Raw genomic sequence first — 25,577 nt, forward strand, 5'->3', positions numbered from 1 at the left:
CCCCGTATTAATGGTTTGTCAGAAAATGTTTCAGATCTCCGGCGGAATAGATATCCGGCAATTGGTAACCATTGACAAAGAAAGTAGGCGTAAAGCTAATCCCTGTTTCTTCACACCACCGGCGCATTGCATCAATCTTGTGTTCCTGTTTCGATTCGCCACTTATCGGGTGCTTCGCGGCAAATTTCTCATAGTCCTTGATATCCGCCAGGTACCAGTCGTCCAGGCCTTTCTTGATGACCTCTTCATTGCCTTTGCTTTGTTCCGATATGGCCAGCAAGTGTTTTACAGGAGCGGCCGCTGTATCTCCTTCCCTGTTACTCGCCGTGAAAATTATCTGCAATTGCACATTGGGATTATTTTCCAGCAATTCTTCTATAGGAGCGTGCGCTCTGGCACACGGTCCGCAATAGGGATTACACACCTTTATGATTTTGTGGGGCGCTGCAGGGTTACCCAAAACGATGCCCAATCCATCCGGCGGAACAGCCATCCGTTTCTGTTTAACAAGCAAGGCGTCAAATATCTGCGGGTTATGCTTTAACCGCTGAAGGTTATCTTTATTCTCTTTGCTCTCCTTGGCCTTTTTAAAAACAGGCAACAGTGCGTTCACCGCCATGAAAGGAGCCCCGTAAGCCAACAGCACCAGGGGAATCCATCCGGGACCTATTTCAGCGACGGGAAATGCCCCTGGCCATCCCGATGCTATAAATATGACCGACTGCAATACCAGTATCGCCTGCGCACAAAGACACAACACGCACCATTGCCGGGCAATCCGCCATTGGTAATAGAGTGAGAAAAAAACATACGGCAGGGCCAACATGCTCAACCAGCCTAAAACTGCCAGCGCCTGTATATTCTGAAGACCTCCAAACAATAATAGCAGCAGGTTCCCCGCAAAATAGCTGAAACCGATAACGCTCCAGCTGACGCCGCCTATTGTGGCCGCGCCGGACTGCAAAATTGCCCCGCAGTTTGTTTTTTTACCGATACCGCATATCTGCTGCAAAGCCGGGTTATGCTGATCGAGCTCATACCACAACAATAAAAACCCAACCGACACGCCCCCCAGCGCCAGCAAGCCATAGCCGAGGGAAGGCCATACGGCAGCTCCATGCTGCATAAAACCGGTTATGCCCGCAATACACAATACAAGGGGAAGGAACAACATTACGAGCCAATACAGCCCTCTTTTGCGCTTTTCTTCTTTTGCCTTTTTTACAAAATCCTTTTCCCCGGCAAACGCTCCCGCCTCCGCCAGCAGCGCTACGCCTTTATATCGTGCTAGAAAATTGTCTGCTTTGCTGACGTTCCACTTATAATTGGTCGGCTCATAGTAATGAATGTTGTCCCCTTCCATTTTCTTCACTATCGAGAAGTAATCCCTCCCGCTTTTCATACCCTTCAGCTGAACAATAAAGGGCGTAGGTAATGCAAACAACTTATCTCCGTCAAACCTCGCGGCCAGGTTATCAACGCCAAACCGGTTCAGCACGTCACTGATACTTAACAGGCTATTGTAATTCGGGTGCTCTTCCAGTTCTTTCGTCAGTGTGGTGGCAGTTACCGGAACGTTTAGTTCCCGCAACAACAACATGGCTATTTCAGGGCCGTTGCTTTTGGGCTCAAATAGTTTTTTCAGGAATGAGTTCATTTTAAGGGCTTTTGTTTAAAAACTCGACGTGGTTTATTTTGATCTTTGTCTCAAGTTCGCGGCATGAAATGATCTGGGGAAAAATAGTTGACCTTGCACTGTTTCCGACATTCACATCCTGTAAACATCCTGTTGCCCGACCCTGCTTTTACAGCGAGGCGCAACGGTACACGCATGCCAAACCTGCGCGACCGCGAGGCCACAGCTACATTTTACCTGGAAACGGAAAAATAAATGCGGGCTGTACGCGTATCCACAATTACATTAAACATGGCATAACATTCCATATCAGTAAGCACAACCCATTGCAATTGCATTATCCGGTGGTTGTCCTCCGGCGCCTGCAATACTGTGTCAATGAGACAATGTTACCTATTGTCTATTACCTTATTTACTTCCAGCACATTTCCTGAAAAAGGTGAAATCCGGGATTTTGAAGCGGCATTCATGTTGTTAACATCAGTTTATCAGGGTTCAAATTAAGGCTCGGGTTCGGGTTCGATCTTCAGCTTGTTGTTCCAAATCTAGTTGAGCATCCCGAAAAAAATAGCCACTATTTTTGCAAACATCTACGTTATTTTGACATTGCTGACATATAAATGGCGGATTCCGAAACAAAAAAGCGCCGTCCCGGCATCCCGGGAACAGCGCTTTATACAGACAAAATAACTCCTTAGTAAATCTTGTTCAACGCGTCTACATACGCATGTACGCTCGCATTCACGATATCGGTAGAATAACCGAAACCGTAGTACGATTTGCCGTCGTGGCGTACGCGCATGTTCACTTTGCTCACGTCTTCGCTGCCCCCGCGCATGGCCTGGATGCTGAAGTCGTCGATGGTGATGTCGTCTTTGATGATCTCGTGAATGGCGTTGATGGTGGCATTCACGGGACCGTTGCCGGCGGAGCTGGCTTCTTTTTCCTCTCCGTTGATCTTCAGCTTCACGGTAGCCATCGGGCGGAGGGGATCACCGCATACCACCTGCAGCAGCGTTACCTTGATGCCTTTATCGTCGTAATGGTCCACGCCGCCGTCGCCCATGAGCACCAGCAGGTCGTGGTCCGTAATTTCTTTTTTGGAATCCGCCATTTCGAGGAAGCGGGTATACACTTCATCCACGTTGATCTTCTCGATTTTGTAACCCAGTCTTTCGAGATGGTGTTTCAGTGCGTGGCGGCCGCTGCGGGCGGTAAGGATGATGGAGTTGCTCTGCAGCCCGATATCTTCGGGGTTGAGGATCTCGTAGTTCTCGCGGTGTTTCAGCACGCCGTCCTGGTGGATGCCGGAGCTGTGCGCAAAGGCGTTGCGGCCTACGATGGCCTTGTTCGGCTGCACGGGCATGCGCATCATATTGCTCACGAGGTTGCTGATGTCGTAAATGCGTTTGCTGTTGATGCCGGTAGTGTAACCGAGGGCGTGGTGGGTTTTGAGGATCATCGCCACCTCTTCGAGGGAGGTGTTACCGGCTCTTTCGCCGATGCCGTTGATGGTGCATTCCACCTGGCGGGCGCCGTTCATCACGCCGGCGATGGTGTTGGCGGTGGCCAGACCGAGGTCGTTGTGACAGTGAACGGAAATGATGGCTTTGTCGATGTTCTTCACATTATCCATCAGGTACTTGATCTTGGCGCCGTATTGTTCAGGCAGGCAATAACCGTTTGTATCCGGGATGTTCACAACGGTAGCGCCTGCGGCGATGACCGCTTCGATCATGCGGGCGAGGTACTCGTTGTCTGCGCGGCCCGCGTCTTCGGCATAAAACTCCACATCGTCCACGAACTTGCGGGCATATTTTACGGCTTCCGCGGCGCGCTCCAGGATGGCTTCGCGGGTGCTGTTGAATTTGTATTTGATGTGCATGTCAGACGAACCGATGCCGGTGTGGATACGTTTGCGTTTGGCGTATTGCAGGGCGGCGGCGGCGGCATCGATGTCGGCCGTGTTGGCGCGGGTAAGGGCGCAGATCACGGGCTCAGACACTGCTTTGGAAATTTCCACCACGCTCTGGAAGTCACCGGGGCTCGAAATCGGGAAACCCGCTTCGATCACGTCCACGCCGAGGGCTTCCAGTTCTTTGGCCACGATGATCTTTTCGACGGTGGTCAACTGGCAGCCCGGCACTTGTTCGCCATCGCGCAGGGTGGTATCAAAAACATAAACACGATTCTTATCCATGATATATGAATTAATTAGTTAGTTAAGATTCTTCAAAACCTGGGTGCCCATGGCATCCGTACCCAGTACACAATCGTTGGGCGTATGTTTGTTGGCAATGTCCATGGTACGGAAACCCTGGCGCAGCGTAGCGTCTACGGCGCGTATAACCCGCTGTGATTCTTCTTTCAGGCCGAAAGAGATATCGAGCAGGAGGGCGGCCGATAAAATCGACGCCAGCGGGTTGGCGATGCCTTTGCCGGTGATGTCGTGCGCGGAACCGTGGATGGGCTCGTAGAAACCTACGCGGTCGCCCACGGAGGCCGATGCCAGCATGCCCATGGAACCTGCGATCTGGGAGGCCTCATCGGTCAGAATGTCGCCAAACAGGTTGCCGGTCACCACCACGTCGAAACGCTTCGGGTCTTTGATCAGCTGCATGGCGGCATTGTCGATGAACATGTGCTCGGTTTCCACGTCGGGATATTCCTTCGCGATCTCCTGCACCACTTCTCTCCAGAGGCGGGACGCTTCCAGCACGTTGGCTTTGTCTACGGAGCAGAGTTTTTTGCGGCGCGTGCGGGCGGCTTCATAAGCGCGGCGCGCGATGCGCTCCACTTCGTAGCGGTGGTAGATCATGAGATCGGACGCGGTGGTGCGGTCGTCGCTCCTTTTCTTTTCCCCGAAATACACGTCGCCGGTCAGTTCGCGGAAAAAGAGGATGTCGGCGCCCTGGAGGATTTCAGGCTTGATGCTGGAAGCCTGCAGCAGGTCGTCGAATAATTTTATGGGCCGCAGGTTGGCGTAAAGGCCCAGTTCCTTGCGGATTTTCAGCAGGCCCTGTTCGGGGCGCACTTTCAATGTAGGATCATTGTCGTATTTGGCATGGCCGATGGCGCCGAACAGGATGGCGTCGCTCTGCCGGGCCTTGTTCAGCGTTTCTTCCGGCAGCGGGTCGCCCGTGGCCTCGATGGCTACGTGACCCATGATGCCTTCGTCAAAAGTAAACGTGTGTTTGTAGTTGGCAGCGATCGTCTCCAGCACCTTCTTCCCCCAGGCTGTCACTTCCTGCCCGATTCCGTCTCCGGGTATCACCAGAATTTTTTTTGTAACTCCCATATGTTGAATTAGAAATTGAACGGTCTTGTTGCTTCGTATGCGCCGATTGTTTCGCGCAGGCTCAGCAGGTAATCGATATCGTCGTACCCGTTGAGGAGGCACGTCTTTTTGTATGGATTGATGGCAAAGGTTTCCTGTTCTCCGGTGGGCACGATGCGGATGAACTGCTCGTCGAGGTTCACTTCGAGTTCCGCGGCGGGGTCTTTTTCGATGGCGGTGAAAATCTTTTGAAGAAATTCATCGCTCACCTGCACGGGCAGGATAAAGTTGTTGAGGGCGTTGTTTTTAAAGATGTCTGCAAAAAAGCTGCTGACCACTACTTTAAATCCGTAATCAGCCAGGGCCCAGGCGGCATGCTCACGGGAGGAGCCGCAGCCGAAGTTTTTGCCGGCCACCAGCACCTGCCCTTTATAGATGGGGTTGTTGAGCACGAAGTCCCGCTTGGGGGCGTTCTGCTCATCAAACCGCCAGTCGCGGAACAGGTTTTCACCAAACCCTTCCCGGGTGGTCGCTTTCAGGAAGCGGGCCGGGATGATCTGGTCGGTGTCTATATTTTCTATGGGTAATGGTACCGCGGTGGATACCATGTTTGAAAACTGTTTGCTCATGGTGTTGCCTTAAAAATATCAAATCATTTCCCGCACGTCTGTCACTTTTCCGGTAATGGCGGCTGCCGCTGCGGTGAGGGGGCTGGCCAGGAAAGTTCTGGCGTTGGGCCCCTGCCTGCCTTCAAAGTTACGGTTGGAGGTGGCCACGCAGTACTTGCCGGCGGGAATTTTGTCTTCGTTCATGCCCAGGCAGGCGCTGCAGCCCGGCTGGCGCAGCTGGAACCCGGCGGCTTCGAATATCTTATCGATGCCTTCTTCGATGGCCTGCGCCTCTACCTGTTTGGACCCTGGCACAATCCACACGGTCACATCATCGGCCTTTTTCTTCCCTTTCACGAAACTGGCCACCATGCGGAGGTCTTCGATGCGGGAGTTGGTGCAGCTGCCGATGAACACATAATCCACCTTTTTGCCCAGCAGGCTGCTGCCCGGCTGAAGGTCCATATACTGGAGAGACTTGGAGAAAGAAGGTTTTTCCTTGTCTTCGATGTCGCTCAGCGCGGGGATGTGCTGGGTAACGCCCATGCCCATGCCGGGGTTGGTGCCGTAGGTGATCTGGGGCTCGATGTCGGCCGCATCAAAATGGAGCACGGCGTCGAATCCGGCATCCTCGTCGCTGCGGAGCGTTTTCCAGTAAGCCAGGGCCTTGTCCCAGTCTTCCCCCTTCGGCGCGAACTCGCGGCCTTTGATATAATCGAAGGTAGTCTGGTCCGGCGCAATCAGGCCGCCCCTCGCTCCCATTTCGATGCTCATGTTGCAGACGGTCATGCGCGCTTCCATGCTCAGGTTGCGGATGGCCTCGCCGGCATACTCCACGAAATACCCGGTAGCGCCGGATGCGGAAATTTTGGAAATGATGTACAGGATGATGTCTTTCGATACCACGCCCTTTTTCAGCTGGCCGTTCACCTCGATTTTCATCCGCTTGGGCTTGTACTGCAGAATACACTGGGTGGCCAGTACCTGCTCTACTTCGGAGGTGCCGATGCCGAAGGCCACGGCGCCGAAGGCCCCATGTGTGGAGGTATGGCTGTCGCCGCACACGATGGTCATGCCCGGCAGGGTGATGCCCAGCTCGGGACCGATCACGTGTACGATGCCCTGGTAAGGATGGCCCAGGCCGTAGAGCGCTATCCCGAACTCCGTGGTGTTGGCCGTGAGCATTTCCACCTGTTTGCGGCTCAGCGCCTCTTTGATGGGCAGGTGCTGGTCGATGGTGGGTACGTTATGGTCCGGCGTAGCCCGGGTCTTGGCAGGCCGGAATACGGGAATGTTGCGCTTGCGCAGGCCGTCGAACGCCTGCGGACTGGTTACCTCATGAATGAAATGGGTGTTGATATACACCGCATCCGGAAAACCCGGCTTGCTGGCCACGATGTGGCTGTCCCAAATCTTGTCAAATAATGTTCTCCCCATGCGTAATTAGCTTTTTCTCGCGGCCGTTTCAGGCATGTAAATGTATATCATATGTTATTAATTCAATATCAAAATACATTCGCCGTGAATGCCGTATATTTGTAATTCCTGACGCTTTACACCTTCAAATCTAATTGACACATTTAAACCACAGATCGTTAAATTTGTCATTATTACGATTAGCAACTGTCTTACGCAGCCAATAATTTATTGAAAATCAAGAATTTACAACTTTGTAACAACGATGTCCAACACGCAGAACGATGCGTTATTCATACTGATAAAAACGCTCACAAAAGCAGAAAAACGGAATTTCCAGCTGGCTTTTAACCGGGATAACACCAAGGAGGACGTACTTTTCATACAGCTGTTCCAGGCTTTGGACAAAATGAAGGAGTACGACGAGGAGCAGGTTCTGAAGAAGGTGCCCGACATCAAAAAACAGCAGTTGAGCAATGTAAAGGCCCACCTGTACAAACATCTCCTCACCACCCTGCGTTTGCTGTATAAAACCAAGGATCCGCTGATCGAGCTGCGGGAGCAGCTGGACTATGCCCGTGTGCTGTACAACAAGGGGCTGTACAACCAGAGCCTGAAAATCCTGGCCAAGGCCAAAACCAGTGCGCGCGAGCAGGAGGAAGTGATGCTGTATTTCGAGATCGTGGAGTTTGAAAAGCTGATCGAAAGCCGCCACATCACCCGCAGCCTCGATAACCGGGCCGAGGAGCTGAGCGACGAAAGCCGCATCATCAACGAGCAGCTCAACAATGTGAGCAAACTCTCCACCCTGGCCCTGCGCATGTACGGCATGTACCTCAAGCTGGGCCATGCCCGGGACGAGAAGGATTCCCACATGCTGAAAAGCTTTTTCGAGACCAACCTGCCCGGCGTACGGCAGGGCAGCATGAGCTTTTACGAGCGCATCTACCTGTACCAGGCGTACTGCTGGTATTATTACATCCTCCAGGACTTCGTGATGTATTACCGGTATACCCAGAAGTGGGTGGACCTGTTCACCGAATACCCCGTGCTGAAAGACACGGATGTGGACCTGTATATCAAAGCCCTGCATAACCTGCTTACGGCGCACTTCCACACCATGAACCACGAGAAGTTCATCGAGGTGCTGGGCGTGATGGAGAGTTTCATCATCGAAAAGGAAGAAAGCCTCAACGAAAACACCCGTACCTCCGCCTTCGTGTACCTGTACACGAGCAAGATCAACAGCCACTTCCTCGACGGTACTTTTACCGAGGGGCTGAAGCTGGTGGCCGAGGTGGAGGAAAAAATCTCCGAGCACCAGCTGACAGTGGACCAGCACCGGGTGCTGGTGTTCTATTACAAGATCGCCTGCCTGTATTTCGGCAGCGGCGACAATAACAACGCCATTGTTTACCTGAACAAGATCATCCACCTGCGCATCGGCAACCTGCGAGCAGACATCCAGTGTTTTGCGCGCATCCTCCACCTGATCGCGCATTACGAGCTGGAGAACTACAGCCTGGTGGAATACCTCATCAAATCCGTGTACCACTTCATCGCCAAGAACAAAGACCTTAGCCAGGTGATGGAAGAGATCCTCAAGTTCCTCCGCAAAAACATGTACGCCAACCCCAAGGCGCTGCGCACGGCGTTCAGGGATCTGAAGGAAAAGCTCGAAGTGATCGCCAAAAACCCGTACGAGCGGCGCAGTTACCTGTACCTCGACATCGTGAGCTGGCTGGAAAGCAAAATCGAAGGCATTCCCGTGCAGGAGGTGATCAGGAAGAAGTTCCTCAACAAGGTGCCGCGGATTTAAGCAGGCGTGCCAGTTTCCCGACACATTTAACCTTTATTTCATATCAGGGGCGTGCATATCCATGTGTAAAAGTCGGGAATGTACACCCCTGCTACCTTCGCAAAATTGTTGTTTTCTTTATCCACATAGGGGGATAACTTATGAGTTTGCCTGGCTGCTCCGATCGTTACATTTGCATCAGTTCTTGACTTCGTTGCTTTGGCTTCTATCGAAAACAAAACGTGTGAATTAATAGGGAATCGTGTGGAACTCACGAGCAGACGCGCTACTGTGATCCCCTGACCCGTTTACCAACGGAAGATGCCGGAAACCTCCTACATGCCACTGTCCCGGAAACGGGGCGGGAAGGCACACCCGGCAAGGGAAAGCCAGGAGACCTGCCAAAGCAATGTTTTTGTCAAAACCTTCGCGAAACAAGGTAATGGCGATTTTGACCCTTAGAGTATCACTTCCAGGATATCATGCCGCCGTCCCCTCCCGTGAATAACAGGACAGTAAAGCCATATAAAAAAATATTTGTATGAGTAACGAGAATGAGATTTTATTGAAAGACAACAAAGACCGCTTTGTGCTGCTGCCGATTAACTATCCCGCTATCTGGGAACAGTATAAAAGGCACGAGGCCAGTTTCTGGACGGCGGAGGAGATTGATTTGTCGAGCGACCTGAAAGACTGGGCCGGCCTCAACGACGGCGAGCGCCACTTCATTTCGCATGTACTGGCCTTTTTCGCCGCGTCCGACGGGATCGTGAACGAGAACCTGGCGGTGAACTTCATGAGCGAAGTACAGATACCCGAAGCGCGCTGTTTCTATGGTTTCCAGATCATGATGGAAAACATCCACTCCGAAACCTATGCGCTGCTGATCGACACGTACATAAAAGACCCCGCTGAAAAAGACCGGCTGTTCCATGCCATCGACACCGTGCCTGCCGTGAAAAGAAAAGCGGAATGGGCGCTGCGCTGGATCGAGAACGGCAGCTTCGCCCAAAGGCTGGTAGCTTTTGCGGCCGTGGAAGGCATTTTCTTCAGCGGCAGCTTCTGCTCCATCTTCTGGCTGAAAAAACGCGGCCTGATGCCCGGTCTTACCTTCTCCAACGAGCTGATCAGCCGCGACGAAGGACTGCACTGCGAATTCGCCTGCCTCCTCTACTCCATGCTGCAGGGCAAACTCAGCGAACAGGAAGTGCATGAGATCATCGGCGACGCCGTGGCCATCGAAAAAGAATTCATCACCGACGCACTGCCGGCCGCACTGATCGGCATGAACGCCGACCTGATGAAACAATACATCGAGTTCGTGGCAGACCGCTGGCTGGTGGCACTGGGCTGCAAAAAAATGTTCAACAGCACCAACCCCTTCGATTTCATGGAAATGATCTCCCTGCAGGGCAAAACCAACTTCTTCGAAAAACGCGTGGGCGATTACCAGAAAGCGGGCGTAATGGGCACCAAAGAAACCCAGACGTTCAGCCTCGACGAAGACTTCTAATCAACTCCATATAAATTTTTCACCCATTAAATTCATTACACTATGTTCGTTATAAAAAGAGACGGAAGAAAAGAGTCTGTCAAATTTGACAAGATCACGGCAAGGGTAGAGAAACTGTGTTACGGACTGGCGCCTGAATATGTAGATTCAATAGATGTAGCGAAGAAAGTGATCCAGGGTTTATACGACGGCGTAACCACCACCGAGCTGGACAACCTGGCTGCGGAAACCGCCGCGTCCCTCACCACCAAGCATCCTGACTATGCGCAGCTGGCTTCCCGCATCGCGGTGAGCAACCTGCATAAAAATACCATCAAGTCGTTTTCCCAGACGATGAAAATCCTGTACGAATACATCGACCCGAAAACCGGCAAACCCGCCGGCCTGCTGAGCGACGAGGTATGGGACATTATCCGGGAGAATGCGGACATCCTCGATTCCACCATCATTTACGACCGCGACTTCGCCTTTGACTACTTCGGTTTCAAAACGCTGGAGCGTTCGTACCTGCTGAAAATCGACGGCAAGATCGCCGAGCGCCCCCAGCATATGTTCATGCGTGTGGCCGTTGGTATCCACAAGGAAGATATCGACTCCGCGATCAAAACGTACAACCTGATGAGCGAGCGCTGGTTCACACACGCCACGCCCACCCTCTTCAACGCCGGCACGCCCAAACCGCAGATGAGCAGCTGCTTCCTGCTCACCATGAAAGGCGACAGCATCGACGGCATTTACGATACCCTCAAACAGACCGCCAAGATCTCCCAGAGCGCCGGCGGCATCGGCCTGAGCATTCACAACATCCGCGCAACCGGTTCTTATATCAGCGGCACCAATGGTACGTCCAATGGTATCATTCCCATGCTGCGCGTGTTTAACGACACGGCCCGCTATGTAGACCAGGGCGGCGGCAAACGTAAAGGCGCATTCGCCATCTACCTCGAGCCCTGGCATGCCGACGTGTTCGAGTTCCTCGACCTGCGTAAAAACCACGGCAAGGAAGAGCTGCGCGCCCGCGACCTGTTCTACGCCCTCTGGGTACCCGACCTGTTCATGAAACGCGTGGAAGAAAACGGCCAGTGGAGCCTCTTCTGCCCGCACGAAGCACCGGGCCTGGCGGATTGCCACGGCAAGGAATTCGAAGCGCTGTATGAGCAGTACGAAAAAGAAAACCGTGCCCGCAGAGTCGTGAAGGCACAGGACCTCTGGTTCGCCATCCTCGACGCGCAGATCGAAACCGGCACTCCCTACCTGCTGTATAAAGATTCCGCCAACGGCAAATCCAACCAGCAGAACCTGGGCACCATCAAAAGCTCCAACCTCTGCACCGAGATCATCGAATATACTTCCGAAGACGAAGTGGCCGTATGTAACCTGGCATCGCTCGCACTGCCCCGCTTTGTGATCGACGGCAAGTTCGATCACCAGAAACTGTTCGAGGTAACCTACCAGGCTACCCTGAACCTGAACGTGATCATCGACCAGAACTATTATCCGGTTGAAGAAGCCCGCCGTTCCAACCTCCGCCACCGCCCCATCGGGCTCGGCGTGCAGGGCCTGGCCGACGCGTTCTTCCTGCTGCGCTATCCCTTCGAAAGCGCGCCGGCACAACAGCTGAACAAGGAGATTTTCGAAACCATCTACTTTGCAGCCCTCACCGCTTCGAAAGACCTCGCTAAAAAAGACGGTCACTACGAAACGTTCCCCGGCTCACCGGCTTCCAAAGGCATCCTGCAATACGATATGTGGGGCGTTACGCCGTCCGAGCGCTGGGACTGGACCGGCCTGAAAGCCGAGATCAAGGAGCACGGCATCCGTAACTCCCTGCTGCTGGCGCCGATGCCTACCGCATCCACCTCGCAGATCCTGGGTAATAACGAGTGCTTTGAGCCGTATACGTCCAACATCTACACCCGCCGCGTACTGAGCGGTGAGTTTGTGGTGGTGAACAAACACCTGCTGAAAGACCTCGTGGAACTGGGCCTGTGGGACAACGACATGAAGAACAAGATCATTGCCGCCAATGGTTCCATCCAGCAGATCGCCGAAATCCCCTCCAATATCAAGGAACTGTACAAAACCGTTTGGGAAATCAAACAACGTACGATCATTGATATGGCCGCGGACCGTGGCGCATTCATCTGCCAGTCGCAGTCGCTCAACCTGTTCGTAGATACCCCTTCAGCCTCCAAGCTGACTTCCATGCACTTCTACGCCTGGAAGAAAGGGCTCAAAACAGGCATGTACTACCTGCGTACCCAGGCTGCTACCCAGGCCGTTCAGTTCACTGTTGAAAAACAGGGCGGACAGAACATGGTGCCCGTGGTTGCCCAGGGCGAATCCATGGAACTTGAAGTTCCCGAGGGTGCGGTTTGCACCATGGAAGAAGGTTGCGTAACCTGCAGCGCATAATTGCACAACTTTAGATAATGGGAAGGCCCGGCAGTGATGCCGGGCCTTTTTTATACCTCGGATGGATTCAAAACAGCGGAGTTTCCTTTATCTGCCTGTGGCGGCAACATGCGACGGAGCCCCTGCTGTAACCGCCTCCTTTTCGGCCATCAGCGCCACAGTGGGCTGGAGAGCCTGCATCAATACGCCGGGCCTTTTTCGTCCCCTCAATTTCACTAACTTTGCAGGGCCATATGGACAAAAGCATCAACAAATACATAGCCGAAACAGGGTTTTGCAGCAGGCGCGAGGCGGATAAATACATCGAGCAGGGCCGCGTGACCATCAACGACAACATTGCCTCCAAGGGAAACCGCGTGGAGGAAGGCGACGTGGTGGAAATCGACGGCGAGCCGCTGAAAAAGAAAAAACTGCCGGTGTACATCGCCCTCAACAAACCGAAGGGCATCACCTGCACCACCGACCTGAAGGACAAGACCAACATCATCGACTATGTGAATTACAAATCACGCATTTTTCCTATCGGCCGCCTCGACAAACTGTCCGAAGGCCTTATTTTCCTCACCAACGACGGTGACATCGTCAACAAAATACTCCGTGCCGGCAACCAGCATGAGAAGGAATACATCGTTACCGTAGATAAACCCATCACCCCTGACTTTATCAAAACCATGCGCAGCGGCGTGCGCATTTTGGGGGTGTACACCAAAAAATGTTTCGTGCAGCAGGAAGGGCCGCAACGGTTCAAGATCATCCTGACGCAGGGTTTAAACCGGCAAATCCGGCGGATGTGCGAGACGCTGGGTTACAGGGTGGAAACGCTCAAACGAACCCGTATCATGAACATGACGCTGAAGGATTTACCACCCGGCAAATGGCGTTTTTTCACGAAAGACGAGGTAACGGCGATCAATACCCTGGTGGCTAACAGCAGCAAAACGGAGAAGGGAGATGAGGGTGGAATGGATGAGTAGGTGCTTCCGGTTTGATCGATCCGTCCGGTTTCATATGTCTTAAGTTTGATTACACTAGTCGCGCCATTTCATCCGGGCCAGTATCTCGTTCGCCCTCGCCACCTTTTCGGGGAAATGTGTTTTTTCCACCGGTAAAAAGTCTTTATATCGCTCATCTTCGTACCACATCTTCTCTTTCGACCGTTCAGTTGCGGCAGATGTAGTTGTTTCGTTTTTAATTTGTTCGATTGGCTTCATATGTTTTAAGTTTATGATGTCGTTTAACGATAAAGGCACTATAGATGTAAGGTTGTTCCGGACAAAATCTACCTCTTCCCCACTTGGTCCCACCTGCGCCTCAATTTTAAATTTCAGGGAAAATTCTGCGAAATACGTCCTCAAGATACGTCCATACAACCTTGTTCTCTCTGGCGTACTTCCACTAAACAACACCTTCGTTTCCGGAAAATCGCTGGTAAAATCTTCGATAATTTTAACGACGGTCGCCATTACTTTTGTAATGTCTCCGTTGTTCGAGACGACTTCATCATCCATCAGTTTTCCGCCCAAACTATCGCCAAATCCGAGGTTTACTACACCTGGCCGATACAGATAGGAAAACTCCACCATCTTTTCAATATTACTCGTCCCTTCGCTCGTGAACTTGTACAAATTCGCATTCACCTTCCGGAATGCGTAAGCAGATCGATTCATGCAGCCATGAATTTCGTGGTTAACAAACAAAAAATATACTACTACAATTTAACTAGTTTCCTTCATCTAAAATCACACTTACCCGTTTTTTTAGTTCGGCTTCGCTGATTTGCCCTTCTACCATCTGGCGGTAGTTCCTTTTGCTGTTGATGAAGATGGTGGCGGGTATACTGCCCTCCCAGCGCGGGTCTAAGAGAGATGCATATTTGTTGGCGTTAGGCTCGTCGAGCCAAAGCACGGTGGAAGTGATTTTTTGTTGTGTGATGAACCGGCGGATTTTTTGAGGATACGCATCGTCCATATCAAGACTGAGAAAGATAAACTTGACAGGTTTATTCGTCAGTGCTTTGGCCTGTTTTTCGAACCAGGGCATTTCTTTGAGGCAGGGTGCGCACCAGGTGGCCCAAAGGTTGATCACCAATGCAGTATCGGGGTGGTGCAAAAGGGTTTTCAGATCGGCGGCGCCGATGCGGCGTACATCCTGGGCGGTGGATGCGTAAGCAAACAAAAGCAGGAATGGCAACAGTTTCATCGGCGTATGTTTTTTAATCTTCTTCTTTAAACCCCCACTCTTCCAGCAGCATGCAGCGCTGCGTTTCCGGGAGGCCCGGCTGTTCATAATGACCGGCCAGTTTTTTCTGCCGCATCGCCTCGTACACGCTCACGGCGCAGGCTACCGAAATGTTCAGGGAACGGATGATGCCCTGCATGGGAATGATGAAATTCCCGTCGGCCAGCCGGCGTATCTCCTCGCTCACGCCCGTTTGTTCGTTGCCGAATATCAGGGCCACCGAACCGGAAAAGTCGATATCGTATAAACTGATGGCGTCGGACGAGAGATGCGTGGTATAGATTTTATCGAAACGCTGCCGCAGCACGGTGAATAACTCCTGCACGTCGGTAAACTGATGAACCGTGAGCCATTTTGCGGCGCTGGAGGAGCTTTTGGCGCCCCACCTTTTATGCCGGGGTATTTTCGTGGTCAGCACATACACATCCTGGATCCCTACCGCGTCACAGGTGCGAAGCACCGCTGAAATATTGTGCGGGTCTTCCACATTTTCCAAAACCACTGTAATATTGCCCTGCCGCCGGTTTAACACTGATAATAGCCGCTCTCTCCGTTCTGGTGTCATGTTGTTAATTTATTGGCAAAATTAACAGAAATTAAGTTTAGGTGCGGCGTTTTACTATCTTTAGCCATTGTTCAAAAAAACGGATCCTATGAAGTTAAAAAAGATACTGAAAGGTATTGGCATCGGTTTGCTGGTATTGATCGCACTACTGATCGCCATTCCGTATCTGTTTAAAGGCCAGATCATTGCAAAAATCAAAACGGAGATCAACAAAAACCTGAATGCCAAAGTTGATTTTAAAGACGTGAATGTCAGCCTCTTCAGGCGGTTCCCCCGCCTCGCCGTAGCGCTGGATGAACTCCAGGTTACAGGCACCGGTCATTTCGAAGGCGACACCCTCCTGGCCGTTAAACGGCTCGATGCGGCCATGGACCTGATGAGCGCCATCAAAGGCGAAAAGATCGACATCTACAACATCGTGCTGCAACAGCCACGCATATACGCGATCGTGGATGAGGAAGGCCGCGCCAACTGGGATATCACCAAACCAGACACTACCACCGCCGCTCCCGGCGAGCCGGGAGACACCTCCGCAAGCGATTTTTCCCTCAGCCTCCGCCAGTACAGCCTGGAAAACGCCAGCATCCGGTACAGCGACCGGCAGGGGCACATGCACCTGGCGATCGACCAGTTGAACCATAAAGGCAAAGGGGATTTCACGCAGGACCAGTTCACCCTGCAAACGTCCACCACCACGGAAGCGCTCAGTTTCGCGCAGGGTTTCATCCCCTACCTCGTCGACACCAAAGTGGAAATCCTCACCGATATCAACATCGACAATAAAACGAGCACCTATTCCTTCAAAACGGATAAAATCGCCGTCAATAACCTGAAAATATCGACGGAAGGTTTTGTGCAGCTGCTCAACGACAGCAGCTACAAAATGGATATCAAGTTCGCCGCACCGTCTACCGACTTCAAAGACGTACTGTCGCTGATACCCGCCATTTACGCACAGGATTTCGCCAGCATCAAAACGAGCGGCACCGCCTCTTTCTCGGGCTTCGTGAAAGGCACCTACACCCCGCAGCAAATGCCTGCCTACAGCATGAACCTGGCGGTAAAGAACGGTTTCTTCCAGTACCCGGACCTGCCGAAGCCGGTGAAAAACATCCAGCTGGCCGTGAACGTGAGCAACCCGGACGGGGTGCCTGATCACACCATCATCGACGTGCCGCAGGCCCACCTGGAAATGGACGAAAGCCCGGTAGACCTTCGCCTGATGGTGAAAACGCCGGTATCCGACCTTTATCTTGACGCAGCCGCCAAAGGCAAGCTCGATCTCGGTAAAGTAGGCCAGTTCGTCAAATTCGAGAACGGCACCAGACTCAGCGGCCTGCTCGATGCGGACCTGAAAGCCCGCGGTTATATGAGCGCCATCGAAAAGCAGCAATACGAACAATTCGACGCGTCCGGCAAACTGGCCGTGGGCAACCTGCTCTATGCCAGCAAGGATTACCCGGAAGGCGTAAAAGTGTCCGCGCTGCAGATGCTCTTCAATCCTAAAAACGTTACCGTTCCCGAATTCAAAGGGCAATACCTCGGCACCAGTTTTTCCGCCACCGGCGAGGTGAACAACCTGCTGGCCTATGTGCTGCGCAACGATGCGCTCAACGGCCGCCTCGACCTGGATGCGGATAACATCGTGCTCGACAAATGGCTGGCCACCGGCGGCACCGAAGCACCGGCAGCCAAAACCACCGCAGCGGCGCCGGCCAGCGCGCCGTTTGCCGTGCCGAACAACCTCGACTTCACCGTGAACGCCAAAGCGCAGAAAGTGCACTACGACAAAGTGGATCTCACCCAGCTGTCCGGCACGCTGAAGATCAGCGACGAAACCGTGACGATGAAAGACATCAAAGCGAACGCGCTGCAGGGCACCATGAAAATCGACGGCACCTATTCCACCAAACACAGCAAGCAGAAACCGGATATCAGTCTTACGTACGACGTGAAGGAGCTTGACGTGCAGCAAACGTTCAAAGCCTTCAACACCGTGCAGAAACTGATGCCCATCGCGCAGTTCCTCAGCGGCAAGCTCAGTTCCCAGCTCACCATGACGGGCAAACTGGGAGAAGACATGAGCCCCGACCTGAGCACACTTTCCGGCGACGGCAGCCTGCTGCTCATACAGGGTTTCCTGAAAAAATTCGCCCCGCTCGACCAGCTGGCCACCCAGCTGAACGTGGCGGCGCTGCAGGATATTTCCGTGCGGGATATCAAAAACTATTTCGCTTTCGAGAACGGGCGCATGAAGGTGAACCCTTTCCGGGTGAAACTGTCGAACATGAACATGCTTATCGGCGGTTCGCATGGTTTCGACCAGAGCATGGACTATACGATGCAACTCGCTCTGCCCCGCGCACTGCTCGGTCAGAAAGGCAATACCCTCGTCAACAACCTCGTTACACAGGCCCATAACAAGGGCATTCCCGTGCAGGTGAGCGATACGGTATACCTGAACGTCCTGATGGGTGGCAGCATCCTGAAACCGGCCTTAAAAACCGATCTGAAAGAAGTGGCGGGCAACGCGGTGAACAATCTGAAAGACCAGGCCACCGCCATGGCGAAACAGAAGCTCGACACGGTGAAAAATACCGTGAAAGACAGTCTGAAGCACGTGAAAAACGAAGCCGTATCTGCCGTGAAAGACGAACTGAAAAAGCAGCTGCTGGGGAATAAAGACAGCGCACAGTCCGGCAAAACGATACAGGACGCCGGCAAAACTGCGGAAAAGACGCTCAACAACACCCTGAACAGCCTGCTGAAACGCAAAAAGGCCGCAGCGGACACAACAAAACAATAAACTCATTTGTAATAAAAACGTGGTGCAATGGAATTGTTGCACCACGTTTTTTTATGGACAGTATTTTGCACAGCCCCTTTTGCAATGCCAGCCTCTTAGTGGGTTTGTTATTCCTTTTTATGGGCTTCATGATCAGGAAGTACCCTCCACGCAGCATGAAAACATGGTACGGTTACCGCACTTTCTCCTCCACCATTAACGAAAACACCTGGCACGAGGCCAACCAGTATGCCGCGTATTTGTCGCGGTGCATGGCCTATGTGTTGATTCCGTTCGGTGTGTTGATGGCGTTGTTATTCAAAACGCAGACTGATCTGTTTTTGTACCTGACCATTACGCCGGTGATCGTTTCTGCGTTATTGCTCACCGGTTTGACCGAGTGGCATCTGTTGCAGGAGTTTGACGAAGACGGCGAACGCAAAAAGAAAGCCTGATCATCTACGCCGTATGACCAGTACGGCCGGCACCGCCCGCTGACCGCCCGCGTCTGAAGGCCGGATAGTATTTTTCTGCTGCACGTACAGCGCGGAAGAGCCACCCCCGTCGAGGTTCAGCGCCTCCACACAATCGAGATCCGTAAATATCTTCGCCATCTGCGGGAACGTAGCGCCTTCCGCCACACCTTTATGCCGGCCTTCGATGGCCAGCAATATCAGTTTACCACCGGCGGTGTACCCCACGGCGGAACGCGGGTGAAAATCCTTATTGTTCAGCATTTTTTCTTCGGCGCTGGTGATGAAGGGCTGTCCGTTCTGCACCAGCACCGGGCCGCCGCCCACCGCTTCTTTCATTTTCCATTTATGCGCCCCGCGCGGGTACCGTTTACCGGGTTCGCGGTAAAGGGTGTCTTTTCCGTTGATCTCCGGCGTTACCGGTACCTCGTACGCATACGGCGTGTTTTTACGGCCCACGTTATACACCCAGGCAATGTCGGCCTTGCGGCGGCGGGTGATGCCGAAGGCGCCGCGGGTGGTGGGTTTCGCGAGCTTAGGGTTCACAGCCAGCACTTTGCCGTTGTGGACGACGATATTAAGATTGCTGTTGTCTTTAAAAGAGAAAAAGGTGGTGTTGATCACCGCCAGCGTCTGGTGGTTTTCGATGCTGTCGTATTGCGCGGGTGTGTAGCGTTTGCCGTTGCCGGTGCGCACCACGAAGTCCAGCTGCGGGTCTTTCAGATCGGTTTCCAGGTAAAAGGCCCGGAACGGTTTGCCGTCGAGGGAGTCTGTGGTTTCGTACACGCGCACGCCGGGCGGCAGGCCCTCATTGTGCGTGGCGGAAGGGCGCCAGGTCAGCTGGCCGTAAGTCATCAGGGGAAATAATGCCGTAACAAGCAGGAAAGTCCGTTTCATCCGCGAAAAATAGAAAAGAAAAAACAATGATTCATTTCAAATTACGGTTAACATGGGGGATGGAAACTCGCGACCATGCCCTTAGGCTCCGGGACGCCGGGATTTTTCTGCTCATGGAAACCGATTCAGGGACGTAGCATTTACCTCGCAAACCTTTCCCATAGTAACAGGTTCTTTTTTTCCTGTCTTTGAAGCTGCAAACCGCTATGCAGGTTAACAACAGGCGCGAACCTTAACCCGATTTCTTAACGGGATGTAAACCTGTTTCAGGGCGATACAAGACCGGGTACAGACCTAATTAAAACGACACCCCAATAAACATGTTTGAGTTTTCCGCGCCATCCTGCTGTCATCCTTGTGTGATCCTATAGCCATTCTCCTGTGATCCTATGCCGATTCTCCTGCCGTGTCCACGACCCTGGCGGATTTGACGGTGTTTGACCGAAGGATCACACAAGGATGACAGCAGGATGGCGCGGTTTCAGCCACATCCATGAAAGCATCCATTTGGCTATCAATTACTTATAACCAGCCTTTTTCAAAAACTCCCCTGCCAGGGGCTCAAAGGGGCTAAATTTGAGGTATTCCACCGGCAGCCCTGACGCTATTACAGCCCATGACCATCCTCAACCGGCGTTATAAGCCCTGACTCAAAGAAGTTTAAATAAAAAAGAGAGCCGCTCCCTTCCGGAACGGCTCTGCATAGGCTGAATGACTATTTTCTGCCGCTGAATATGTGTTTTTCAGCGTGGTAGGAAGAGCGGACCAGGGGACCGGCTTCCACGTAATCCAGGCCCATAGCGTAACCGATTTCGCGCAGTTCGGCGAACTCGTCCGGGTGTACGAAGCGTACCACGGGCAGGTGTTTGGGAGTGGGTTGGAGGTACTGGCCGAGGGTCACCACGTCGCAACCGTTATCGTAAAGGTCCTGCATGGCCTGCACTACTTCTTCCTTGGTTTCGCCGAGACCCAGCATGATACCGCTTTTGGTGCGCATACCGCCCTGTTTGAGGCGGCGTATCACTTCGAGGCTGCGGTGGTATTTGGCCTGGATGCGCACCTGTTTGGTCATGCGCTCCACGGTTTCGAGGTTGTGGGATACCACTTCGGGGGCGGCTTCAATGACCCTTTCCAGGTTTTCCCAGATGCCCCTGAAGTCGGGGATGAGGGTTTCCATGGTGGTATCGGGATTGAGGGCGCGAACCGCCTTGATGGTATTGGCCCAGATGATGGAACCGCCGTCTTTCAGTTCGTCTCGGTCTACCGAGGTGATCACCGCGTGTTTCACCTTCATGAGGTAAATCGCCTCCGCCACGCGTTGCGGCTCGTCCCAGTCTACCGCCTCGGGCCGGCCGGTAGCCACGGCGCAGAAGCCGCAGCTGCGGGTGCAGATGTTGCCCAGGATCATGAAGGTGGCCGTTCCGGCTCCCCAGCATTCTCCCATATTGGGGCAATTGCCGCTTTCGCAGATGGTATGTAATTTATGGGTATCTACCAGGTTGCGTACCTGTCTGTAGTTTTCTCCGATTGGCAGTTTCACGCGCAGCCAGTCAGGCTTCTTCACTCTTGGCGCAGCCGTTTCAGCTGCTATTACGGGTAATTCTTGCATCGCTGATCCTTTCTTCTGATTAAATAATGTGCAAAGTTACTTATTCCAGCGTTTACCCAATTGCAAACCTACATAAGCATTGAAAAAGAATGACTTAGGGTCTCTTTCCACCATTATTTGCACCTTTTTGGTGTAATATTCGGCGTTGATGCCCACTTCCAGCGCGGAGATCACGTCGTTAAAACGCGCCCAGTCGAACCGGAAGCCTACTTTGGCATGCAGGCCGGGATTGATCTTCACTTCGTTCCAGCCTTTGGTAAAGCCGCCGGCGCCGTAGATCAGGTCATGATTCAGGAAATCGTCGTGGATGGCTTCGGAATATTTCACGACGCGGCGCTGGTTGGGGTCGCCGGAGTCGTTCATCAGGTCGAGGTAATAAGGTTTCACCAGCCCGAACGATACACCACCGTAGTAGATACCATTGACCTCCACGCCGTTTTTATTGCCCTTGCCGCCGATGAGCCGTTTCTGGCCCACGCCCAGTTTGGCCTGGTAGAAATTGTTCATTTTACCGTACACAAAAGGGGTGCTGCTGATGCCGAACCCGCCGCCCACCGGAATGATGCGGGAAGAACGGTCCTGCTTCGGGTCTCTTTTCTCGGAAAATTCAAACTGGAAATAGTTGATGATGGTGGCGTTTTTACGGTACCCCAGTTCCAGGAAACCTGTCCAGCCGTCGGTATTCAGCCTGGCGCCGCCGGAGAACTCCCGGTTAAAAAGGTTGTCCCCTTCTTCGATTTCACGGAAAAGGGAAATCTTGCGCAGCCTTTTTTGTTCCCGTTCCTCCTTTTTGGACGGCTTGCTGGTTTGGGCATAGAGAGACGAAGCGGCCATCAGGAGCAGTAAGAGTACATATATTTTTTTCACCGTACGCGATTATTTTAAATTAAACGCCTGATTACGTTTTATGTTTTATTCCTATACAAACATACACTAAAAATAGACTTAATTTACATCCAAAATGACACATTACCATGCAAACAGCAGCGATACTCTACAAAGGCGAACTGAGAACCACGGCTACCCATCTCCGCTCCGGAACGGAGATAGATACGGACGCGCCGGTAGACAATAACGGCAAGGGGCAGCGCTTCTCTCCCACAGACCTGGTGGCCACCGCCCTCGGCTCGTGCATGCTCACCATCATGGGCATCAAGGCGCGCGACAAAGGCTGGAACATCGACGGCACCCAGGTGAGCGTTGAAAAGATCATGGGCACGGAGCCCCGCCGCATCACGGGCGTGAACGTCGTGTTCGATTTCCCGGCAGGCCATGGCCTGGAGGAAAAAGACCGGAAAATACTGGAGAACGCGGCGTATACCTGTCCCGTTGCGGAAAGTATCCACCCGGACATTCACCAGAACGTTACATTCAACTGGTAAGATACCGGAGTGGGTGTGCCCGTCACATCCACTCTTCCTCCTCTCCTTCCCGGCAGGCCCACACTTCTTCCCCTCTCAGCAAACGCTGGCCTACCGCACAATCCAGGCATCTTTTCCGGTCGCAGTACTCCTGTTTGAGCTGCAGCAGCGCCTGGGAGTCGCCCGCGCTGGCCGACGGCACATTTTCTTCCGCCCAACCCCGCAGGATGCGGTTATTTTCCGCCGGCAGTTCGCGCAAAAAGCGCAGGGCCCGCTGTTTATACTGCGGGAGGCCCATATATTCCCCATATAGATGCAATAGCGGGGCCACCGCGTTGATGAACAGGTGGTGCACCGTGCCTTTGCCGATGCCCGCGGTGCGTACGGCGGGGATGTCGAACCGGTAATGGTTTCGCCAGTACGCAGACGGCTCTACGAAAAAGAGGCGTTCCGCGTCCGGCAGGGCGTCCGTTTCGAGGAGGCGTGAAAACAGGTGCGGGCTGTTGTGCAGGAGCGCCGCAAAGCAGGCGATGCGCATGGTGGGGAAAGCCGAAGGGCGCATCCGCAGCCATTGCCACTGGTGGCCCGGCATGGGCTCGAGCCGGTATTTGTGTTGCAGGAAAAGGTACTCCCGTTGCAGTTCCTGCGGGTAGGCGTCGGCGAAGTGGCCGGTCAGCATGCCCGACTGGCCGAAGAGCAGGGCTTCGAGGCGGTGGGGGTGCTGGCGGTGGCGGGCCAGCAGCATGAAAGGCATGGAAAAGGACAGCTGCAGGAAGGCGGCGGTATTGACCGGCATGCCAAAGCCCTGGGCGATAGCGCGGAAACAGACTTCTTCCCAGTTGAAGCGGCTTTGTTCCAGCCAGCGCATCAGCACGGCCGCTTTCCGTTGCAGGCGTGCAAAAAGCAGCGCGGGTTTCCAGGCCTCCCAGGTGTCTTCTTCCACCCGGTGCAGCAGGGGGGCGCAGGGCACAAAGGCCGCGGCCGTTTTCAGGGCCTGGTAACGTTTCAGGAGCAGCTTGGGGATGCGGTGCTGTAGCTCCAGGCAGGGCGCGGCAGGAAAAGGCGCATCGTGCTCGAACACCACGTGCAGCACCACGTTATCGTAACGCGGGTTGCGCTGGTGGCCGTGCCGCCGCCAGTCGGACGTGCGGTAGTGCAGCTCCACGTTGCCGGCCCATTCCATGCCGCCGATGCGCACGCGGGCGCCCGTAAAATCCGGTCCCGCATTGCGGTTCAGCTCGCCGGGGTGCAATACCGCCACGGGCTCGCCCGAAACAGTGGTCAGATGATGCTGGTTGTACAGTCCGAATTGCCAGATATGCTGCAGCAATTCCTCGGAGAAGAGCGGGTTAACAATCGTCATAAAATAGTATTACAAACTGTTAATAAATTAAAGCTTTTTTTCAAAAAAATCGAAAATCATCCACGGTATTTGGAAATCTGACCTTTCTACCATTACCTTTGCACCCAGTTCTTAAACATCACTTATCCAGAAAGGCAGAGGGTACTGGCCCTGCGAAGCCTTAGCAACCAATTCCGCCGGCAGGCGGGAAAAAGGTGCTAATTCCGGCCCTGTTCAAACGGGGAAAGATAAGTTGGCAGAGATATTCCATAGCATCACCATATTGCGAAAGGCTCTTCCAACTCCGGAAGGGCTTTTTTTATTTCCTTCCCTGACATAAGCTGACATTTATGAATCGTTTGTTTACAGCGACCGCCGTGCGGCCCGCTCGTTTCGTAAAAACACTGATCAACCATCAAGCCGGGCAATAGCATGGCTACCCTTGACAAGAAAATATTAAAAGATGAAACCGTCTACACAACTGATCCACAGCATTCCGGTAGATGAGCTGACCGGGGCGATTTCGGTGCCGATCTACCAAACGTCAACGTTTGTGCAGGAAAGCCCGGGGATCAACAAGGGCTTTGAATTTTCGCGGGCGAACAATCCCACGCGGAAAGTGCTGGAAGACCTGATCTGCAGCCTTGAAGAAGGTTACGCGGGTTTCGCCTTCGCCAGCGGTATGGCGGCCATCGACGCCGTGCTGAAACTGCTTAAGACCGGCGATGAGATCATGGCGGTGGAAGATACCTACGGCGGCATCTTCCAGATCTTTAACCACATGTTCGAGCGATTCGGCGTGAAAGTGAATTTCGTGGACACGAGCGACATCGACAAGGTGCTGGAAAAGATCACCGACAAAACGCGCATCATCTGGCTGGAATCGCCCACCAACCCGATGCTGAAAATTTCCGACATCAAATCCGTGAGCAAGATCGCCCGGCAGCATAACATCCTGCTGGTGGTAGACAATACCTTCTGCTCTCCCCTGCTGCAGAAACCCATTCCGCTGGGGGCCGACATCGTGATCGAAAGCGCCTCCAAATACCTGGCCGGCCATACCGACGTGATCGCCGGGCTGGTGGTGGTGAACTCAAAAACGCTGGCCGACCAGATGCGGTTCAACCAGAACGTGTCCGGCAGCATCCTCAGCCCCTTCGAAGCCTGGCTGACGATCCGCGGCATTGAAACGCTCAGCCTGCGACTCGAAAAACATTGCGCCAATGCCATGGCCGTGGCCACCTGGCTGGCGGAACATCCGGCGGTGGATAAAGTGTTCTATCCCGGCCTGCCCACGCACAAAAACCATCACATCGCGCGCAAGCAGCAAAAGGCATACGGCGGAATGGTGAGTTTTTCGCTGAAGGAAGACCAGATCAAAAACGCCATCCGCATCGTCAATTCCACCAAGCTGTTCAAGCTGGCGGAAAGTTTCGGCGGCGTAAAAAGTATGCTCAACCACCCCTTCACCATGACCCACCGCAACATCCCGGAAGAATTCCGGCGCAAGGCGGGGCTGCAGGAATCCTGCATCCGCCTGTCTGTGGGCATCGAAGATGCGGAAGACCTGATCAACGACCTGAAACAAGCTTTGGATAAATTAAACCAGCCGCTCGGCAAACAAATTACCGTACTGCAATAACT

Annotated in this window: 20 protein-coding genes and 2 riboswitches; of the genes, 8 read left to right on the plus strand and 12 right to left on the minus strand. The window is 53.2% G+C overall.

Features of this window, described 5'->3' with window-relative positions; genetic code table 11:
- Positions 1-7: 7 nt before the first annotated feature.
- The 5 genes from EGT74_RS01565 to leuC all read right to left on the minus strand — a co-directional run bounded on the left by EGT74_RS01565 (position 8) and on the right by leuC (position 6,958).
- Positions 8-1,657 carry a vitamin K epoxide reductase family protein gene (locus EGT74_RS01565; RefSeq protein ID WP_123844781.1) on the minus strand — a complete coding sequence of 550 codons (1,650 nt, stop codon included), beginning with the start codon at positions 1,655-1,657 and terminating at the stop codon, positions 8-10.
- Between the two features lie 673 nt (positions 1,658-2,330).
- Positions 2,331-3,836 carry a 2-isopropylmalate synthase gene (locus EGT74_RS01570; RefSeq protein ID WP_123844782.1) on the minus strand — a complete coding sequence of 502 codons (1,506 nt, stop codon included), beginning with the start codon at positions 3,834-3,836 and terminating at the stop codon, positions 2,331-2,333.
- A gap of 18 nt (positions 3,837-3,854) precedes the next feature.
- Positions 3,855-4,934, minus strand: a complete 1,080-nt coding sequence (gene leuB, locus EGT74_RS01575; protein WP_123844783.1) for a 3-isopropylmalate dehydrogenase — start codon at positions 4,932-4,934, stop codon at positions 3,855-3,857.
- Positions 4,935-4,942: 8 nt separating this feature from the next.
- Positions 4,943-5,542, minus strand: a complete 600-nt coding sequence (leuD, locus tag EGT74_RS01580; RefSeq protein ID WP_123844784.1) for a 3-isopropylmalate dehydratase small subunit — start codon at positions 5,540-5,542, stop codon at positions 4,943-4,945.
- A gap of 18 nt (positions 5,543-5,560) precedes the next feature.
- The gene (leuC, locus tag EGT74_RS01585; RefSeq protein ID WP_123844785.1) at positions 5,561-6,958 is read right to left on the minus strand and encodes a 3-isopropylmalate dehydratase large subunit; all 1,398 of its coding nucleotides are present in this window, start codon (positions 6,956-6,958) and stop codon (positions 5,561-5,563) included.
- 244 nt (positions 6,959-7,202) lie between these two features.
- Between leuC and EGT74_RS01590 the strand changes: the two genes are divergently transcribed.
- The 4 genes from EGT74_RS01590 (at position 7,203) to rluF (ending at position 13,637) form a co-directional block, all read left to right on the plus strand.
- A complete protein-coding gene (locus EGT74_RS01590) occupies positions 7,203-8,756 on the plus strand; it encodes a hypothetical protein (protein ID WP_123844786.1) in 1,554 nt (517 codons plus the stop codon).
- Between the two features lie 182 nt (positions 8,757-8,938).
- Positions 8,939-9,155: riboswitch (cobalamin riboswitch) on the plus strand.
- 121 nt (positions 9,156-9,276) lie between these two features.
- Positions 9,277-10,248 carry a ribonucleoside-diphosphate reductase small subunit gene (locus tag EGT74_RS01595; RefSeq protein ID WP_123844787.1) on the plus strand — a complete coding sequence of 324 codons (972 nt, stop codon included), beginning with the start codon at positions 9,277-9,279 and terminating at the stop codon, positions 10,246-10,248.
- Positions 10,249-10,290: 42 nt separating this feature from the next.
- Positions 10,291-12,663: a ribonucleoside-diphosphate reductase subunit alpha gene (locus tag EGT74_RS01600; protein ID WP_123844788.1), complete on the plus strand. Its 2,373-nt coding sequence runs from the start codon at positions 10,291-10,293 to the stop codon at positions 12,661-12,663.
- 233 nt (positions 12,664-12,896) lie between these two features.
- Positions 12,897-13,637: a 23S rRNA pseudouridine(2604) synthase RluF gene (gene rluF, locus EGT74_RS01605; RefSeq protein ID WP_123844789.1), complete on the plus strand. Its 741-nt coding sequence runs from the start codon at positions 12,897-12,899 to the stop codon at positions 13,635-13,637.
- Between the two features lie 54 nt (positions 13,638-13,691).
- Here the strand turns inward: rluF and EGT74_RS01610 are convergent, their stop codons facing one another.
- Genes EGT74_RS01610 through EGT74_RS01620 form a run of 3 tightly spaced genes read right to left on the minus strand, consistent with a single transcriptional unit; the run spans position 13,692 to position 15,403 of the window.
- Positions 13,692-14,330, minus strand: coding sequence for a DUF6934 family protein (locus EGT74_RS01610; RefSeq protein ID WP_123844790.1), 639 nt, complete (start codon positions 14,328-14,330; stop codon positions 13,692-13,694).
- A 52-nt stretch (positions 14,331-14,382) separates the two neighbouring features.
- Positions 14,383-14,862, minus strand: a complete 480-nt coding sequence (locus tag EGT74_RS01615) for a TlpA family protein disulfide reductase (RefSeq protein ID WP_158617957.1) — start codon at positions 14,860-14,862, stop codon at positions 14,383-14,385.
- A 13-nt stretch (positions 14,863-14,875) separates the two neighbouring features.
- The gene (locus EGT74_RS01620; RefSeq protein WP_246008195.1) at positions 14,876-15,403 is read right to left on the minus strand and encodes a TrmH family RNA methyltransferase; all 528 of its coding nucleotides are present in this window, start codon (positions 15,401-15,403) and stop codon (positions 14,876-14,878) included.
- Between the two features lie 151 nt (positions 15,404-15,554).
- Between EGT74_RS01620 and EGT74_RS01625 the strand changes: the two genes are divergently transcribed.
- Both EGT74_RS01625 and EGT74_RS01630 read left to right on the plus strand, forming a co-directional pair.
- A complete protein-coding gene (locus EGT74_RS01625) occupies positions 15,555-18,272 on the plus strand; it encodes an AsmA family protein (protein WP_123844793.1) in 2,718 nt (905 codons plus the stop codon).
- 128 nt (positions 18,273-18,400) lie between these two features.
- Positions 18,401-18,706, plus strand: coding sequence for an SdpI family protein (locus tag EGT74_RS01630; protein WP_158617958.1), 306 nt, complete (start codon positions 18,401-18,403; stop codon positions 18,704-18,706).
- Here EGT74_RS01630 and EGT74_RS01635 read toward each other — a convergent pair whose 3' ends face one another.
- The 3 genes from EGT74_RS01635 to EGT74_RS01645 all read right to left on the minus strand — a co-directional run bounded on the left by EGT74_RS01635 (position 18,707) and on the right by EGT74_RS01645 (position 22,097).
- Positions 18,707-19,621, minus strand: a complete 915-nt coding sequence (locus EGT74_RS01635) for a phosphodiester glycosidase family protein (protein ID WP_123844795.1) — start codon at positions 19,619-19,621, stop codon at positions 18,707-18,709. It abuts the gene before it with no gap.
- A gap of 715 nt (positions 19,622-20,336) precedes the next feature.
- Positions 20,337-21,230 (minus strand): lipoyl synthase, encoded by an 894-nt coding sequence (lipA, locus tag EGT74_RS01640; protein ID WP_123844796.1) that lies wholly within the window; start codon positions 21,228-21,230, stop codon positions 20,337-20,339.
- Between the two features lie 36 nt (positions 21,231-21,266).
- The gene (locus tag EGT74_RS01645; protein ID WP_123844797.1) at positions 21,267-22,097 is read right to left on the minus strand and encodes a hypothetical protein; all 831 of its coding nucleotides are present in this window, start codon (positions 22,095-22,097) and stop codon (positions 21,267-21,269) included.
- Between the two features lie 107 nt (positions 22,098-22,204).
- Here EGT74_RS01645 and EGT74_RS01650 point away from each other — a divergent pair, with 107 nt between their 5' ends.
- Positions 22,205-22,612 carry an OsmC family protein gene (locus EGT74_RS01650; RefSeq protein WP_123844798.1) on the plus strand — a complete coding sequence of 136 codons (408 nt, stop codon included), beginning with the start codon at positions 22,205-22,207 and terminating at the stop codon, positions 22,610-22,612.
- 22 nt (positions 22,613-22,634) lie between these two features.
- Here EGT74_RS01650 and EGT74_RS01655 read toward each other — a convergent pair whose 3' ends face one another.
- The gene (locus EGT74_RS01655; protein WP_123844799.1) at positions 22,635-23,954 is read right to left on the minus strand and encodes a DUF2851 family protein; all 1,320 of its coding nucleotides are present in this window, start codon (positions 23,952-23,954) and stop codon (positions 22,635-22,637) included.
- A gap of 119 nt (positions 23,955-24,073) precedes the next feature.
- A riboswitch (SAM riboswitch) is annotated at positions 24,074-24,188 on the plus strand.
- Positions 24,189-24,396: 208 nt separating this feature from the next.
- Here EGT74_RS01655 and EGT74_RS01660 point away from each other — a divergent pair.
- A complete protein-coding gene (locus tag EGT74_RS01660; RefSeq protein ID WP_123844800.1) occupies positions 24,397-25,575 on the plus strand; it encodes a trans-sulfuration enzyme family protein in 1,179 nt (392 codons plus the stop codon).
- Positions 25,576-25,577: the final 2 nt, after the last annotated feature.

Origin of the sequence: Chitinophaga lutea, from assembly GCF_003813775.1 — a bacterium.
Taxonomy (GTDB): domain Bacteria; phylum Bacteroidota; class Bacteroidia; order Chitinophagales; family Chitinophagaceae; genus Chitinophaga; species Chitinophaga lutea.

Bases quoted from the DNA above. Each gene is read 5' to 3' on its own strand.
- leuD (WP_123844784.1), bottom strand. From the start codon at position 5,542: ATGAGCAAACAGTTTTCAAACATGGTATCCACCGCGGTACCATTACCC.
- EGT74_RS01570 (WP_123844782.1), bottom strand. From the start codon at position 3,836: ATGGATAAGAATCGTGTTTATGTTTTTGATACCACCCTGCGCGATGGC.
- leuB (WP_123844783.1), bottom strand. From the start codon at position 4,934: ATGGGAGTTACAAAAAAAATTCTGGTGATACCCGGAGACGGAATCGGG.
- EGT74_RS01660 (WP_123844800.1), top strand. From the start codon at position 24,397: ATGAAACCGTCTACACAACTGATCCACAGCATTCCGGTAGATGAGCTG.
- EGT74_RS01565 (WP_123844781.1), bottom strand. From the start codon at position 1,657: ATGAACTCATTCCTGAAAAAACTATTTGAGCCCAAAAGCAACGGCCCT.
- rluF (WP_123844789.1), top strand. From the start codon at position 12,897: ATGGACAAAAGCATCAACAAATACATAGCCGAAACAGGGTTTTGCAGC.
- EGT74_RS01610 (WP_123844790.1), bottom strand. From the start codon at position 14,330: ATGAATCGATCTGCTTACGCATTCCGGAAGGTGAATGCGAATTTGTAC.
- EGT74_RS01630 (WP_158617958.1), top strand. From the start codon at position 18,401: ATGATCAGGAAGTACCCTCCACGCAGCATGAAAACATGGTACGGTTAC.
- EGT74_RS01595 (WP_123844787.1), top strand. From the start codon at position 9,277: ATGAGTAACGAGAATGAGATTTTATTGAAAGACAACAAAGACCGCTTT.
- EGT74_RS01600 (WP_123844788.1), top strand. From the start codon at position 10,291: ATGTTCGTTATAAAAAGAGACGGAAGAAAAGAGTCTGTCAAATTTGAC.
- EGT74_RS01650 (WP_123844798.1), top strand. From the start codon at position 22,205: ATGCAAACAGCAGCGATACTCTACAAAGGCGAACTGAGAACCACGGCT.
- EGT74_RS01655 (WP_123844799.1), bottom strand. From the start codon at position 23,954: ATGACGATTGTTAACCCGCTCTTCTCCGAGGAATTGCTGCAGCATATC.
- EGT74_RS01635 (WP_123844795.1), bottom strand. From the start codon at position 19,621: ATGAAACGGACTTTCCTGCTTGTTACGGCATTATTTCCCCTGATGACT.
- EGT74_RS01615 (WP_158617957.1), bottom strand. From the start codon at position 14,862: ATGAAACTGTTGCCATTCCTGCTTTTGTTTGCTTACGCATCCACCGCC.
- EGT74_RS01625 (WP_123844793.1), top strand. From the start codon at position 15,555: ATGAAGTTAAAAAAGATACTGAAAGGTATTGGCATCGGTTTGCTGGTA.
- lipA (WP_123844796.1), bottom strand. From the start codon at position 21,230: ATGCAAGAATTACCCGTAATAGCAGCTGAAACGGCTGCGCCAAGAGTG.
- leuC (WP_123844785.1), bottom strand. From the start codon at position 6,958: ATGGGGAGAACATTATTTGACAAGATTTGGGACAGCCACATCGTGGCC.
- EGT74_RS01590 (WP_123844786.1), top strand. From the start codon at position 7,203: ATGTCCAACACGCAGAACGATGCGTTATTCATACTGATAAAAACGCTC.